The organism is Sphingomonas limnosediminicola (genome assembly GCF_039537965.1).
In the GTDB taxonomy this organism is placed as follows: domain Bacteria; phylum Pseudomonadota; class Alphaproteobacteria; order Sphingomonadales; family Sphingomonadaceae; genus Sphingomicrobium; species Sphingomicrobium limnosediminicola.
Genome location: NZ_BAABBM010000001.1, coordinates 764,543 through 777,552, shown reverse-complemented (window position 1 = coordinate 777,552; position 13,010 = coordinate 764,543). Strand labels below are relative to the sequence as shown.

At 63.3% G+C, this 13,010-nt stretch carries 13 protein-coding genes; 6 read left to right on the top strand and 7 right to left on the bottom strand.

What is annotated here, in order from left to right; translation table 11 throughout:
- Positions 1-5: 5 nt before the first annotated feature.
- Positions 6-2,597: a TonB-dependent receptor gene (locus tag ABD704_RS04000; RefSeq protein WP_344698395.1), complete on the bottom strand. Its 2,592-nt coding sequence runs from the start codon at positions 2,595-2,597 to the stop codon at positions 6-8.
- 119 nt (positions 2,598-2,716) lie between these two features.
- Positions 2,717-3,175: a vgr related protein gene (locus ABD704_RS03995; protein WP_344698394.1), complete on the bottom strand. Its 459-nt coding sequence runs from the start codon at positions 3,173-3,175 to the stop codon at positions 2,717-2,719.
- 98 nt (positions 3,176-3,273) lie between these two features.
- Here ABD704_RS03995 and ABD704_RS03990 point away from each other — a divergent pair, with 98 nt between their 5' ends.
- From ABD704_RS03990 to ABD704_RS03975, 4 genes are all read left to right on the top strand, one after another.
- Positions 3,274-3,510 carry an acyl carrier protein gene (locus ABD704_RS03990; protein WP_344698393.1) on the top strand — a complete coding sequence of 79 codons (237 nt, stop codon included), beginning with the start codon at positions 3,274-3,276 and terminating at the stop codon, positions 3,508-3,510.
- Positions 3,511-3,617: 107 nt separating this feature from the next.
- Positions 3,618-4,877 carry a beta-ketoacyl-ACP synthase II gene (gene fabF / locus ABD704_RS03985; RefSeq protein ID WP_344698392.1) on the top strand — a complete coding sequence of 420 codons (1,260 nt, stop codon included), beginning with the start codon at positions 3,618-3,620 and terminating at the stop codon, positions 4,875-4,877.
- The gene (gene mltG, locus ABD704_RS03980) at positions 4,874-5,836 is read left to right on the top strand and encodes an endolytic transglycosylase MltG (protein ID WP_344698391.1); all 963 of its coding nucleotides are present in this window, start codon (positions 4,874-4,876) and stop codon (positions 5,834-5,836) included. The genes fabF and mltG overlap by 4 nt, the downstream gene beginning before the upstream one ends.
- The gene (locus ABD704_RS03975; RefSeq protein ID WP_344698390.1) at positions 5,833-6,165 is read left to right on the top strand and encodes a hypothetical protein; all 333 of its coding nucleotides are present in this window, start codon (positions 5,833-5,835) and stop codon (positions 6,163-6,165) included. Before mltG ends, ABD704_RS03975 begins: the two co-directional genes overlap by 4 nt.
- Here the strand turns inward: ABD704_RS03975 and ABD704_RS03970 are convergent.
- The 4 genes from ABD704_RS03970 to rimO form a co-directional block, all read right to left on the bottom strand.
- A complete protein-coding gene (locus tag ABD704_RS03970) occupies positions 6,162-6,371 on the bottom strand; it encodes a hypothetical protein (RefSeq protein ID WP_344698389.1) in 210 nt (69 codons plus the stop codon). The genes ABD704_RS03975 and ABD704_RS03970 overlap by 4 nt on opposite strands.
- 91 nt (positions 6,372-6,462) lie before the next feature.
- Positions 6,463-6,843 carry a MarR family transcriptional regulator gene (locus tag ABD704_RS03965; RefSeq protein ID WP_344698388.1) on the bottom strand — a complete coding sequence of 127 codons (381 nt, stop codon included), beginning with the start codon at positions 6,841-6,843 and terminating at the stop codon, positions 6,463-6,465.
- Between the two features lie 118 nt (positions 6,844-6,961).
- Complete coding sequence (locus ABD704_RS03960; protein WP_344698387.1) at positions 6,962-8,359, bottom strand: leucyl aminopeptidase family protein; 1,398 nt, start codon at positions 8,357-8,359, stop codon at positions 6,962-6,964.
- A 39-nt stretch (positions 8,360-8,398) separates the two neighbouring features.
- On the bottom strand, positions 8,399-9,733 hold the full coding sequence (rimO, locus tag ABD704_RS03955) for a 30S ribosomal protein S12 methylthiotransferase RimO (RefSeq protein WP_344700480.1): 1,335 nt from the start codon (positions 9,731-9,733) through the stop codon (positions 8,399-8,401).
- A 114-nt stretch (positions 9,734-9,847) separates the two neighbouring features.
- On the opposite strand from rimO, the gene ABD704_RS03950 reads away from it, so the two are divergent.
- Positions 9,848-11,158 (top strand): UDP-glucose dehydrogenase family protein, encoded by a 1,311-nt coding sequence (locus tag ABD704_RS03950; RefSeq protein WP_344698386.1) that lies wholly within the window; start codon positions 9,848-9,850, stop codon positions 11,156-11,158.
- A 10-nt stretch (positions 11,159-11,168) separates the two neighbouring features.
- Positions 11,169-11,561 carry a hypothetical protein gene (locus ABD704_RS03945; RefSeq protein WP_344698385.1) on the top strand — a complete coding sequence of 131 codons (393 nt, stop codon included), beginning with the start codon at positions 11,169-11,171 and terminating at the stop codon, positions 11,559-11,561.
- 140 nt (positions 11,562-11,701) lie between these two features.
- Here the strand turns inward: ABD704_RS03945 and ABD704_RS03940 are convergent, their stop codons facing one another.
- Complete coding sequence (locus tag ABD704_RS03940) at positions 11,702-13,009, bottom strand: MFS transporter (RefSeq protein ID WP_344698384.1); 1,308 nt, start codon at positions 13,007-13,009, stop codon at positions 11,702-11,704.
- Position 13,010: the final 1 nt, after the last annotated feature.

The following is a 13,010-nucleotide window of genomic DNA, read 5'->3' as shown; positions in this document are numbered from 1 at the left end:
TCCGTTCAGCCGCGCTCAGGCGCTGCCGACGGCGGCGGGGGAGGCGGCGGAGGCGGAGGCGCCGGGCACGTCGCATCGACCGCGATCACCGATCCATCCGCGCAGGTTTGCGTGGCCGGAGGCGGCGGAGGCGGCGGTGGCGGAGGCGGCAGCGCCACGGCGGGTGCGCCGCCAAAGCTCTGCCGAACCGTCAGACCGATCGTCCGTGGCTGGGCGATGTTGTAGCCGATGCGCGCCCTCAGCCCGCGCTCGCGGTCGAGCGAAAGCTTCGGGTTTGAGTCGAACAGGTTTTTGACATAGGCGTCGATTTCCAGCCCGCTCGTCCAACGGACGCCGAGCGAGGCATGGACCATGGTATAGGCGGGAAGCTTCAGCGAGCCGAAATCCTGCGTGCTGGTGCCGTACGCCTCGGTGACCGGGTCGAAGTAGATCAGGTTCACGTTGCCCGCGCCGGCTTCCTGGTCTCCCGGTTGCGTGAAGCGGCTGCCGATCGTCTGAACGCTACCGTTGACGAACCAGTGACCCGTCGCGCTGAACGGCTGCTCATAATTTGCCGTCGCAGCGAACTGGTATTTCGGAACGACCGGAAGTCGGTTGCCGTCACGAATGCCGCCGATGACCGCAGGCGGCGTACCACCGATCAGCGTCGAGTCGAACTTCGAGCTCAGCAAACTGCCGGCGAGCGACAGGTCGAGGCCGGGAAGCGGATGGGCCGAGAATTCCGCTTCAAGTCCCTTGCTGTGCGCCTTGGGAACGTTGAACACGATACGCGACGAGCAGCTGCCCGCCGTGACAGTGACCTGCAGGTTCTTGATGTCGGCGTAGAACGCCGCCGCGTTGAACGTGATTCCGTGCTTCGAATATTTGAAGCCGGCTTCATAGTTCCACAGCGTTTCGTCCTTGTAGGTCTGGAACCCGCCGAACGTACTGATATCGCTGCCGGTGCAGAGCGGAACGTTGAGCGGGTCGTTCACGCCGCCGAGACGGAAACCCTTGGCAACCTGAAGGTTCACGCTGAGGCTGCGGTCCGGTTCCCAGCTGACGATACCGCGCGGATTGAAGCCGTTCGACTTGGTCCGGTTGGTCGTGTCGCTTAGATCCGAGAAGATTCCGCCCGAGTGGAAGCGGCGCTCTTCCTTGAAGTCGTACCAGCGGCCGCCAGCCGTCGCCTTGAACTGGCCGAACTTGTAACTTGCCTCGCCGAACAGCGCCTTCTGCGTGTCCTTGTAGGGAAGGTCGGCGTGATAAGGATTGTCGACGAGACCGAACCCGTTGTCCTGCGACGCCGAGACGCCCGGCGCCGTCGCGGCGTCGATGAACGCGTCATAGCCAGGGGTTGGAAGGCGCTGGTGATAGGTGCGGTGAGCGTCGCTGTAGAAGCCGCCGAACACCCACTGGAACGGGCCTGCACCGGTCGACGAGAGCCGAAGTTCCTGCGTGAACTGGTTCAGGTGAGTCGTATCTCGAAGGTTCGAAGTCAGGTTGACGATCGCGGGGTCGAGACCCGGGAAAATTGACAGAAACGGCGAAACGCTCACTGAGCCGGTCAGCGCGGATGCATCGCGGCTGACCAGGATCTTGCGGATCATCTTGCTGCTGACCGACGTCAGTTCAACTGGGCCGAAATCGTAGCTCGCCGTCAGGTCCGTGAGCAGGGTCTTGTCGCTGAAATGCTCCCGGCGCTTCAGATACTGCTTGCGCTCGCCGAGGTCGTCACCGCCCGCGCCCGACGTGAACTCGTTGTCGTACAAGATGTAATGATCTTCGCGGTTGAAACCGCCAGCCGTTACCTTCTGATAGACGACGCGCGGCGTGATCTTGATCTGCGGCGCTGGCTGCCAAAGGATCGATACGCGTGTGCCGTAGCGATTGCCGTCGTTGACGTTCTTCTTGCTGAACGGGCCAACAGAATCGATGAAGCCGCCGAAGTGCGTGTTGTAACCGACGACGCGAAGGGCGGCCGTGTTGGCAAATGGCACATTGAACGCGGCTTTCGCGTCCCAGCCCATGCTGCCGCCCTTGATCGTGTTAACGCCGGCTTCGACGCTGCCTTCGACGACATCGAGCTTCGGCTGGTTAGTGATGTAGCGGATGGTGCCGCCGACAGAGCCCGAACCGAACAAGGTGCCCTGCGGACCGCGAAGCGTCTCGACGCGGTTGAGGTCAACGAGGTCCAGGTCCGGCGTGAACAACGAAAGCGAGATGACGCTCTCGTCGAGGTAGGTGCCCACCTGTTCCTTAACGCCCGGCTGGTCGCGAACGATTTCGCCGGCGGAAACGCCGCGGATCGACACCTGGCTCTGCCCCGGCCCCTGGTTCTGGACCGTTAGGCCGGCGACATTCCGGCTGATGTCCTCAAAGGTCTGAGCGTTGGCCCGCTGGATGTCTTTTTCTGTCTGCGCATTGATCGAGAAGGGCACGTCCTGGACGCGCGATGCGCGCTTCGTGGCCGTCACGATGATGTCATCGCCGGAACCCTGGGCAAGGCCCTGGTTGGCGGTCTGAGCCTGCGCGGCTTGCCCGGTCTGGGCAGCGTAAGCGGGAACGGAGAACGCGATTACAGATGTGCCAATGAGCAAGGCAGCGGTAGTGCGCATGAAAATCCCCCGGTTATTGCGCTTATTTTGCGCTGCAGAGGTTATGCCTCAAACCGCAGTGGCCTTGGAGGGGTGCGGCCCATGCGCCTCACTTTCGCGCCGCGCCTGTGGCAGAATTGTTACAGAGCCGTTCTGGAAAACGGCAGCATCTCGCGGGGTGGGCAGACTTGAAGGCGAGAGCCACGCGAGGCGAGAAACACGTGGGCGACGATTTCCGCCTGCTGTTCCAGGCCGTAGCTTTCGAACGGCTTTCCGGGCGTCAGGCGGTAGCCGTAGCGGCAGAAGGGATGGCGCATCAGCGGCAGGAAGAAGCGCCCGGACTTCTGCGTCTGCCAGACATGGGTCATTTCGTGGATGAAGAACCCCTGCGTGCCGAGCGGCTCTTTCGAGAAGTCGTCGGACCATACATGGCCATCAGGGTGGAAATAGATATTGCCCATCGGCGCCATCGCCGCGTTGCGCGGGTGAAAGGGCCACCACTTGCCCTTGATGAGTTCCACCTTCGAATAGTCTATGGCGCCGCCGAAAACGGACCGGGACAGTTCGATCTCTCCAGCGGTGAGAGGGCGTCTCAGCATGGCAAGCGACTAGCGCTCGATGGCTCCGAGCGCCACTTGCGGCGTTGAAACGCCAACGCTAGGGCAGCGGGCAAAGCTATAAACGGAGGAAGCCCCACATGAGCGAGACAGCCGATCGGGTGAAGAAGATCGTCGTCGAACATCTCGGCGTCGAAGCCGACAAGGTCACCGAGGACGCGAGCTTCATCGACGATCTCGGCGCCGACAGCCTCGACATCGTCGAGCTGGTCATGGCCTTTGAGGAAGAGTTCGGGGTCGAAATCCCGGACGACGCCGCGGAGAAGATCACGACCGTTAGCGACGCGATCACGTATATCGACCAGAACAAGGGCTAAATCGGGTCAGCTGACCTGCCGCCATTCACGCCGATAGGCGGCACGAACGGCTTCCCGAACCGATCGGGAAGCCGTTTGTTTTTGAAGAGGATGACGGAGTGGAGAATATGCGCCGTGTCGTAGTGACAGGCCTCGGACTGGTGACGCCGCTGGGCGGTGACGTCGAGACGAGCTGGAAGAACATCCTGGCGTCCAAGAGCGGCGCCGGTCCAATCACGCATTTCGACGCCAGCGACCAGAAATGCCGCATCGCGTGCGAAGTGAAGCCGGCCGACCATGAATATGGCTTCGACCCCTCGAAGCGCGTCGATCACAAGATCCAGCGCCAGGTCGATCCCTTCATCGTCTACGGTATCGATGCGGCCGGCCAGGCGATCGAGGATGCGGGCCTTACCGATATGGACGAGGCGACGCGGCTGCGCGCTGGCGTTTCAATCGGCTCCGGCATCGGCGGCCTTCCGGGAATCGAAAGCGAAAGCCTGGTGCTTCACGAGAAGGGGCCGGGTCGTGTCAGCCCGCACTTCGTGCACGGGCGCCTGATCAATCTCATCTCCGGCCAGGTTTCGATCAAGTACGGTCTAATGGGACCGAACCACGCCGTGGTGACGGCCTGCTCGACCGGTGCCCACTCCATCGGCGACGCGGCCCGCATGATTGCCATGGACGACGCCGACATCATGCTCGCCGGCGGCGCAGAGGCGACGATCTGCCCGATCGGCATCGCCGGCTTTGCCCAGGCGAGGGCGCTCAGCACGCAGTTTAACGAGCAGCCCGAAAAGGCTAGCCGCCCCTACGACAAGGACCGCGACGGGTTCGTCATGGGCGAGGGATCTGGCGTCGTCGTTCTCGAGGAATACGAACATGCGAAGGCGCGCGGGGCCAAGATTTACGCCGAGGTCGTTGGCTACGGCCTGTCTGGCGACGCTTATCACGTGACGGCGCCTCACCCGGAAGGATCGGGCGGCTTCCGCGCGATGGAGATGGCGCTTCGCAAGTCGGGCCTGCAGCCGTCCGACATCGACTATATCAACGCGCACGGCACCTCGACGCCGCTTGGCGACGAGCTCGAGCTTGGCGCTGTCCGGCGCCTGTTCGGCAATGCCATCGGCAATGTGTCGATGAGCTCGACAAAGTCGGCGATCGGCCACCTGCTGGGCGGCGCGGGCGCCGTCGAGAGCATCTTCTGTATCCTTGCCATGCGCGACCAGATCGTCCCGCCGACGCTTAACCTCGACAATCCGAGCGAGGGGACGGCCGGCGTCGATCTGGTGCCGCACAAGGCGAAGGAGCGTCCGGTGAAGGCGGTGCTGAACAACAGCTTTGGCTTCGGCGGCACCAACGCCTCGCTGATCATGAAGGCCGTGTGAGACGGATTGTCGTCGGCGCGGGCGCGCTCGCCGCTCTCGCGCTGCTGATCGTCTATTTCCTGTGGTGGGCGCCCGGTCCCAAGGCCGGGCCGCAAACGGTGACGATCCAGGAAGGGTCAACATTAGGCACGGTCTCGCGGCAGCTTGCGAAGCAGGGCGCGGTGCCTGGAAGCGCGCGCACCTATTATGTAATGGCGCGGATTTTCGGATCGCATGAGCCGATCCAGGCCGGTGAATTCCGCATCCCAAAGGGCATGGGCGGCGCAGCTGTGCTCGATCTGCTCCAGCATGGAAGGCCTTTGCAGCGGCTGATCACGGTGACCGAAGGGATGCCATCGATCATAGTGCAGGAGAAACTCGCGGCGAATTCTTATCTGACCGGGCCGAACATCGAGATCGCGGAAGGTTCTGTGCTTCCCGACAGTTACGGCTTCGAGCGCGGGCAGTCGCGGGCCGATCTCGTTGTCCGCATGCAGGCCGCGATGAACAAGGCGATCAGCGAGCTCTGGCCAAAGCGTACGACAGATTGTCCCGTGGCAACGCCTCAGCAGGCAGTCATCCTTGCCTCGATCGTCGAGAAGGAAACCGGCAAGGCATCTGAGCGACCGATGGTCGCCGGCGTCTACTGCAACCGGCTGCGCATCGGCATGAAGCTCGATGCCGATCCGACCTTCATTTACCCGATCACCAAGGGGAAGCCGCTTGGCCGCCGCCCGCTCCGGTCCGAAGTGCACGCGAAAAACGATTACAACACCTATGAAATGGCCGGGCTTCCGATCGGGCCGATCACGAACCCTGGCAAGGAAAGCATCGCCGCTGTGCTTCACCCAGCGAAGACCAAGGCGCTTTACTTCGTCGCGGATGGAACCGGCGGGCACGTTTTTGCCGACACGCTGGAGCAGCAAAATGCCAACGTGCAGCGTTGGTATGCCATTCGTCGGAAGAGGGGTGAGATGTGAGGAACAGGGGAATCGGCCGCGCCCGGATGTTCATGGGCGGCATTCTTCTTTTTGCGGCTGCGATCGCCTGGGCGACGGCACTGATGATGAGCCCGCATGGAACAGCGGTCGCCGACGGCACCAACCATGTCCGGACGGTCGTCGCCGTCTATCTGCGCAATAGCGCCATCGCGGTGTTGATGCTCAGCGCACTTGCCGGATGGATGCTTTTCCCGCTCCGTCGGCCACGTGCGCCACGACGCGACTGGGCGGTCGCCGGCGTGCTGGCAATCCTCGTCGCGACGAGCATTTACCAGCTCGTCTGGCTGCAGATGTCGGTGCTGAACTAGGCGAGCGCTTCGGACGCGACGTAGCCGACGCGCCTGTCTTCCCCGGCATAGCCCCAGGCCCAGCCGAGGCTGTCGTCGAGCAAATCGAAAGTTTCGCCTTTCGCCAACTTCCGAATGATTTCGGCATCGTCCGATGCAGCGGCACGAAGCGCCGACGCGTGCTCAACACGGCGCTCAAGCGGTTCGGCGTAGTGCGAAGCGATCACCGTACCGGCGAGCGCGACGTCGGCGAGGTCCTTGCGATAGGCGTTGAAGTCAGGGTCGGGGAACCGGGACGGGCCAGTCAGCGAGAATTCGTCAGCGCTGGTGCGCGTAGGCGGGTGCCTGCCCGATGACTGGCCTGTGTGCCGCGGAGCCGTTGTCGCCCTCGCGGAGGTTGCGCTTGAACCCTTCAAGAAATTCAGCCCCGTTGTTCGTTCGGACGACGAACACGTTGCGCCGGTCGTCCTGGTCTCGTTCGCGCCGCAGATAGCCGAGCGCGCCGAGCGTATTCAAGGCGCGTGTCACGACGGGTTTCGATACGCCGAGGACGCGGGCGAGGCCGCGCACGGTGTGTGGGCCGGGCGTCAGGTAGACGAGCATCAGCAGCGCCATTTGACGATTGGTGAGGTCGGGCTCGCCCGATCGGACATAGGCGATCAAGGCCTTCATCCAGCCGGTAAGCGAAACCTCGCTCATAACAGATTGTCTCCGTGGTGCCGCGTAATGGCCAGTAAACCGGTAAGGGCGCGAAATGTTGCAGCTTACATCTCAGATAATAAAGGTTTCGCGGCGAAAACGAGATTAGGTGCGGGGGTCAGGCGGCCGGATAACGGCGGGAAAGCGCGGCAAATACTGCGCGTAAGCCCAGCGCTTCTCCGCCTTTCGGACGGCCTGCTTTTGCGCTGTCCCGCCAGGCATAAGTGTCGAAATGCGCCCATTTGGTTTCCGCGGGCACGAACTTCTTGAGGAAAAGCGCGGCGGTGATGGAGCCGGCCATCGGCGTGTTCGACGAATTAGCGAAATCCGCGACATCGCTTTTTAGATATTCGTCGTACGGATCCCACAGCGGCATGCGCCAGATCGGGTCCTCGACGCTGCGGCTGGCTTGCTCGATTTCGGCAGCGAGGTCGTCTGCGCTGGCAAAGAAAGCAGGCAGTTCCGGGCCCAGCGCCACGCGCGCAGCACCGGTCAGGGTGGCGAAATCGACGATCAGTTCGGCCTTGTCCTCGACCGCCTTCGTGAGCGCATCGGCGAGGATGAGACGACCTTCCGCATCCGTGTTGTCGATTTCGACGAAGGTCCCTTTGCGCGACTTGATGATGTCGCCGGGACGGAAGGCCGCCCCGGAGACGGCATTCTCGACCGCCGGGATCAGAAGATGCAGGCGAACCGGCAAGCGTTCGGTGATGATCAGCCGCGCGAGAGCGAGCGCGTGCGCCGCGCCGCCCATGTCCTTCTTCATCAGCCGCATGCCGCTCGCGGGCTTGAGGTCGAGGCCGCCGCTATCGAAGCAAACGCCCTTTCCGATGATGGCGACGCGCGGGTCGTCGGGCTTTCCCCATTCCAGCTCGATCAGGCGCGGTGCACGCTCGGGCGTGGCGGCGGCACCAACGGCGGCGATCAGCGGATAGCCTTCGACAAGGTCTTTCCCCGACGTCACGCGGAGTTGCACCGCACTGAGCTTCGCGACTTCACGCGCGGCATCCTCAATCTCCGCCGGTCCCAGATTGCCGGCGGGCGTGTTGACCAGGTCGCGGACCATCGCCGTAGCTTCGGCGAGGCGCACGAACTGATCGATCCTGGCCGGCTCTGAAGTCAGGAGAACGCGCGAACCGGGGGTCCTCTCCTCATCGTTGGAGCGGTAGTCGTCGAAGCGGTGCTGAGCGAGCAGCCAACCTAGCATGGCAACGCCGGGATCACCTTCAACAAGCTTGTAGGTTCCCTCGGGTAGGCTTTCAGCGAGCTTCGCGAGGCACCAGGGGGACAGCGAAGCGGCATCCTTCACAACGCCTAAGACCGCGAAGTCGCCGCCGCGTGGAAGGATCGCAAAGCCGCCGGCCTTCTTGCCGTCGAAGCGATGGGCTTCAAGCAAGGCACGATCCTCGGCCGAGCGCGCCTTTGCCCAGGCATCAAAGCCGCTTTTGTCTACGAGGTGGATCAGCCGGGCTTTCTGCCCGCGGTCGGCCGCAATCAGCGAAGCGAAATCAGTCACCCTGCGGCTCTAGCCAAGCCGCGCCGCAATCGAAAGCCGTCAGGCGGGCACGCCGAACAGGTCATGCTCGTCCGCATCCTCGACCTGCACGCTGACGATGTCGCCGGGCTTTAACTCGCCGGCATCGCGCAGGTGGACTTCGCCGTCGATTTCCGGCGCGTCCGCCTTCGACCTGCCGGTTGCGCCGCCCGTTTCCTCGTCGACGGCGTCGATGAGGACGTCGATCATGCTGCCGACCTTGCGCTGAAGCTTCTCGGCGGAAATGCGCGCCGAGAGGGCCATCACCTTCTCGAAGCGCTCTTGCTTGATGTCCTCAGGCACCTGATCGTCCATCGAAGTCGCGGGCGCACCTTCGACCGGCTCGAACTTGAACGCGCCGACGCGGTCGAGCTGCGCTTCCTCAAGCCAGGCGAGGAGATAGGCGACATCCTCATCCGTCTCGCCGGGGAAGCCGACGACGAAGGACGAGCGGATGGCGAGGTCGGGGACCTGCTCGCGCCAGCTGCGGATGCGCTGCAGCACCTTCGCGTCGTTGGCCGGGCGGCGCATCGCGCGAAGCACGCTGGGGCTCGCATGCTGGAACGGAATGTCGAGGTAGGGGAGGACGAGGCCCTCCGCCATCAGCGGCATGATGTTGTCGACGTGCGGATAAGGGTAAACGTAGTGGAGCCGCACCCAGGCGCCGAGCTTGCCGAGCTCGCGCGACAAGTCGGTCATGTGGGCGCGGACTTCTTCGCCTTTCCACGGCCACGCCTTGTGGCGGATGTCGACGCCGTAAGCCGATGTGTCCTGGCTAATGACGAGCAATTCCCGCGTTCCGGCAGCGATCAGCTTCTCGGCCTCGCGCAGGATCGCGTCGGGACGGCGGCTGACCAGGTCGCCGCGCAGGTGCGGGATGATGCAGAAGGCGCAGCGGTGATTGCAGCCCTCCGAGATCTTCAAATAGCTATAGTGCCTCGGCGTAAGTTTGAGGCCGGCTTCGGGCACCAGGTCGATGAAGGGCGAGGGGATGGGCGGCGCCGCCTCGTGCACGGCCGCGACGACTTCCTCATATTGATGCGCGCCGGTGATCGCGAGCACGTTGGGGAAGCGCTCACGGATGACTTCGGCTTCCTTGCCCATGCAGCCGGTAACGACCACGCGGCCGTTCTCGGCGATGGCTTCACCAATCGCCTCCAGGCTCTCTTCCTTGGCGGAATCGAGGAAGCCGCAGGTGTTGACCAACACCACGTCCGCGCCCGCATAATCGGGGGACATGTCGTAACCTTCGGCGCGAAGTTTGGTCATGATCCGCTCGCTGTCCACGAGGTTCTTGGGACAGCCGAGTGAGACCAGCCCGACGCGCGGGGGCTTGGGGAGAGTTGTGACGTTCATCGGAAGGTGCGCGCCAATATAGGAAGCTTGCGAGAAAATCGACCCCCGGAGATGCTTGTTCATTGTGCGATGCGGCGGCTAAAGGCGCCGCATCCACCAACAGGGGAAGAGTGAATGCGCATCGCGATGATCGGCACTGGCTACGTGGGGCTCGTCTCCGGCGCCTGCTTCGCCGATTTCGGCCACGAAGTTTGCTGCATCGACAAGGATGCGGGTAAGATCGACGGGCTCAACCAAGGCAAGATGCCGATCTGGGAGCCGGGCCTTGAAGCGCTGGTCAAAGCCAATGCCGAGCGTGGCCGCCTGACCTTCACAAAGGATCTGACAGAAGGTGTAAAAGGCGCGGAGGCCGTGTTCATTGCCGTCGGCACGCCGGCTCGGCGCGGTGACGGCCATGCCGACCTGACATTCGTCTTCCAGGCGGTGCGCGAGCTTGCGAAGGTCATCAAGCCGGGGACGGTGGTCGTGACCAAGTCAACGGTGCCTGTCGGCACGGGCGACAAGATTGAAGCGATTTTGCGTGAGGAGGGCGTCACCGACGTCTCCGTCGCGTCTAATCCGGAATTCCTTCGCGAAGGGGCGGCGATCGCCGACTTCAAGCATCCTGATCGCATCGTCGTTGGTGCCGAGGACGATCGGGCACAGGAAGTTCTCAGGGAAATCTACCGGCCGCTGTTCCTCAACCGCGCGCCGATTCTGTTCACCGGCCGCCGCACGGCCGAACTCACCAAATATGCGGCGAACGCCTTCCTGGCGGTCAAGATCAGCTTCATCAACGAGGTCGCAGACTTGTGCGAGGCGGTGGACGCCGACGTCCAGGACGTCGCGCGCGGCATCGGTCTCGACAACCGCATCGGGCCGAAGTTCCTGCATGCCGGCCCTGGCTATGGCGGAAGCTGCTTCCCGAAGGACACGCTCGCGCTGCTCCAGACCGCCGACGAAGCCGGCATCGACCAGCGCATCGTGCGAACCACCGTGCAGGTGAATGACGACCGCAAGGCGGCGATGGTCGAGCGAGTCCAACGCGCCGTTGGCGGAAGCCTCAGCGGCAAGCGCATCGGCGTGCTCGGCCTCGCGTTCAAGCCGAACACCGATGACATGCGCGACGCCCCGTCGATCCCGCTCGTCAACGCGCTTGTCGAGCGTGGGGCGCAGGTGCGAGCCTTCGACCCCGTCGCGCGCGGGCAGGCCGAGAAGATCTTCACGGGTATCGAGTTCACCAAGGACGCATATTCGGCTGCTGAAGGCGCGGATGCCGTAGTCATCGTCACCGAGTGGGACGAGTTCCGTGCGCTCAACCTCGAAAAGCTCGCAGCGCCAATGGCCGGCAAGGTGTTGGTCGACTTGCGCAACGTCTACAGCCGCGACGAAGCAGCCGAAGCGGGCCTGGCCTATCATGGCGTGGGGCGCGGCCGCGCTGAATGAGCGCAGGCCCGTGCATTGTCGTCATCGGCCTGGGCTATGTCGGTCTGCCGCTAGCCATTGGGCTGCCCGCAAATTCCACGTCATCGGGCTGGATATCGACGCGGTCCGCGTCGCAGAGCTTAAGCAAGGCAACGACCTCACGCGCGAGGTTTTCTGGCTCTACCTGCTCTACGTCTATGCCGAGCGGCGCATTCGCCGCCGCTATGCCGTCGTGTCGTTCGGCGATCTGGACCGGCTGTTCGCCATCAAGCAGATCGACTGGCTGCCCCTGTTGCGGGCGCGCCTTCACGATGCGCGAGCATGCACCCCGATTGTCGCCGATTTCTCGGACGACCTTCCCGACGAGTCCTCGTCGATGGGGCGCTGGCCGGCCGCATCGTCTATCACTACCGGCATGTCGTGAAGCCGGGAATCTCGGGCCGGGCGCAGGTCAATCAGGCCACGTCACTGAGGTCGACGACGTCTACGAGAAGCTCCAGTGGGACTTCTACTACATCAAATATTTCTCGTCCTGGCTCGATATCCTGATCGTCTTCCGGACGATCAAGACGATGCTAAACGGCTTCGGCGCGCGTTAGGCGCGGTTTCCCGCATCGCCAAAAAGACTGGCAGCACGCAGACCGCAACCACAGCGATCATCGCGCCAGGTGCCAGGTTCCAGTGGGTCCGTTCGATCAGCAGTTGCGCGACATAGGGCGTCAAACCGCCGAAGATCGCAGTGGCCATCGTCGCGCCTAACGCGAGCCCGGTGACCCGTCCCTCACCGGGGAATTGCTCGGCTGTCGCGACGGCTCCGACCGCGCTGACCGCACCCGCGACGGCCGCAAGAGTACACGCGCCAAGCAGTGCCTGAGCATGCGATCCACTGACCATCAGATGAAAGAGCGTGATCGGCAGGATCGCGCTGCCGGCGCATAGCGCGAGGAGGACAGGGCGGCGCCCGACCCTGTCCGACAAGATCCCGACGAAGGGTGTGACGAGGATGACGACCACGGCCGCGGCGGTCGAAAGCCAAAGCGCCACACCCTCGGTGAGCGCGCCGGCCGACGTCAGGAACGCTGGGACGTAAGTGATCCCCACATAATAAGTGATCGATCCGAGCGCCGAGATCGAGAAGGCGCGCGCGATTCCGCCCCGATGATGGCGCAAGGCGTGCCCCAGCGGTTCATTGGGTACAGTCCCTTCGGACTGCTGCCGCTTGAACTCGGGCGATTCGTGCATCGTCGATCGTGCGATCCATACTGATCCGGCCAATGCTGCGCCGAACAGGAACGGAATGCGCCAGCCCCAACTTGCAAGATCGGGCTCATCCATCAGGCTGACTGTCAGTGCGGAAACGCCGACGGCTAGAAGTCCGCCAACCTCGCTTGCCGCCGAAGCCAGCGAGGCGATCAGGCCGCGACACTCGGGATGTGCGCCCTCCAGCAGGTACGCGACCACGCCGGTATATTCGCCGCCGACCGAAAACCCCATCACGCAGCGGAGAAGAAGAAGCAGCCATCCTGCCGCCGGCCCAATCTGGGCGCGTGTAGGGAGTAGTGCCGTGGCCAGCATCGCCGCCGTCATCAGCGCGACGGAGATGAGCAGCATGTGCCGCCGCCCAAGCCGGTCGCCGATATGCCCGAAGAAGACCGCACCCAACGGCCGCATCAGATAAGCGATGGCAAATCCGCCAAGCGTGATCAGGAGCGATTGTGCGCCGCCGCCGTAGAATACTCTGGAAAGAACCGTCGCGAAGTAGAGGTAGAGCGTAAAATCATACCACTCGACGACCGTCGAAAATGCCGCGACCGCAAGCGAACTTCGCGGGATCGGATGATGGTCCCCCGTCAGTGAGAGCTGCGATTGCATC

Coding starts and splice junctions, on each gene's coding strand:
- ABD704_RS04000 (WP_344698395.1), bottom strand. CDS start 2,597: ATGCGCACTACCGCTGCCTTGCTCATTGGCACATCTGTAATCGCGTTC.
- ABD704_RS03990 (WP_344698393.1), top strand. CDS start 3,274: ATGAGCGAGACAGCCGATCGGGTGAAGAAGATCGTCGTCGAACATCTC.
- ABD704_RS03965 (WP_344698388.1), bottom strand. CDS start 6,843: ATGAGCGAGGTTTCGCTTACCGGCTGGATGAAGGCCTTGATCGCCTAT.
- ABD704_RS03940 (WP_344698384.1), bottom strand. CDS start 13,009: ATGCAATCGCAGCTCTCACTGACGGGGGACCATCATCCGATCCCGCGA.
- ABD704_RS03995 (WP_344698394.1), bottom strand. CDS start 3,175: ATGCTGAGACGCCCTCTCACCGCTGGAGAGATCGAACTGTCCCGGTCC.
- fabF (WP_344698392.1), top strand. CDS start 3,618: ATGCGCCGTGTCGTAGTGACAGGCCTCGGACTGGTGACGCCGCTGGGC.
- ABD704_RS03950 (WP_344698386.1), top strand. CDS start 9,848: ATGCGCATCGCGATGATCGGCACTGGCTACGTGGGGCTCGTCTCCGGC.
- rimO (WP_344700480.1), bottom strand. CDS start 9,733: ATGAACGTCACAACTCTCCCCAAGCCCCCGCGCGTCGGGCTGGTCTCA.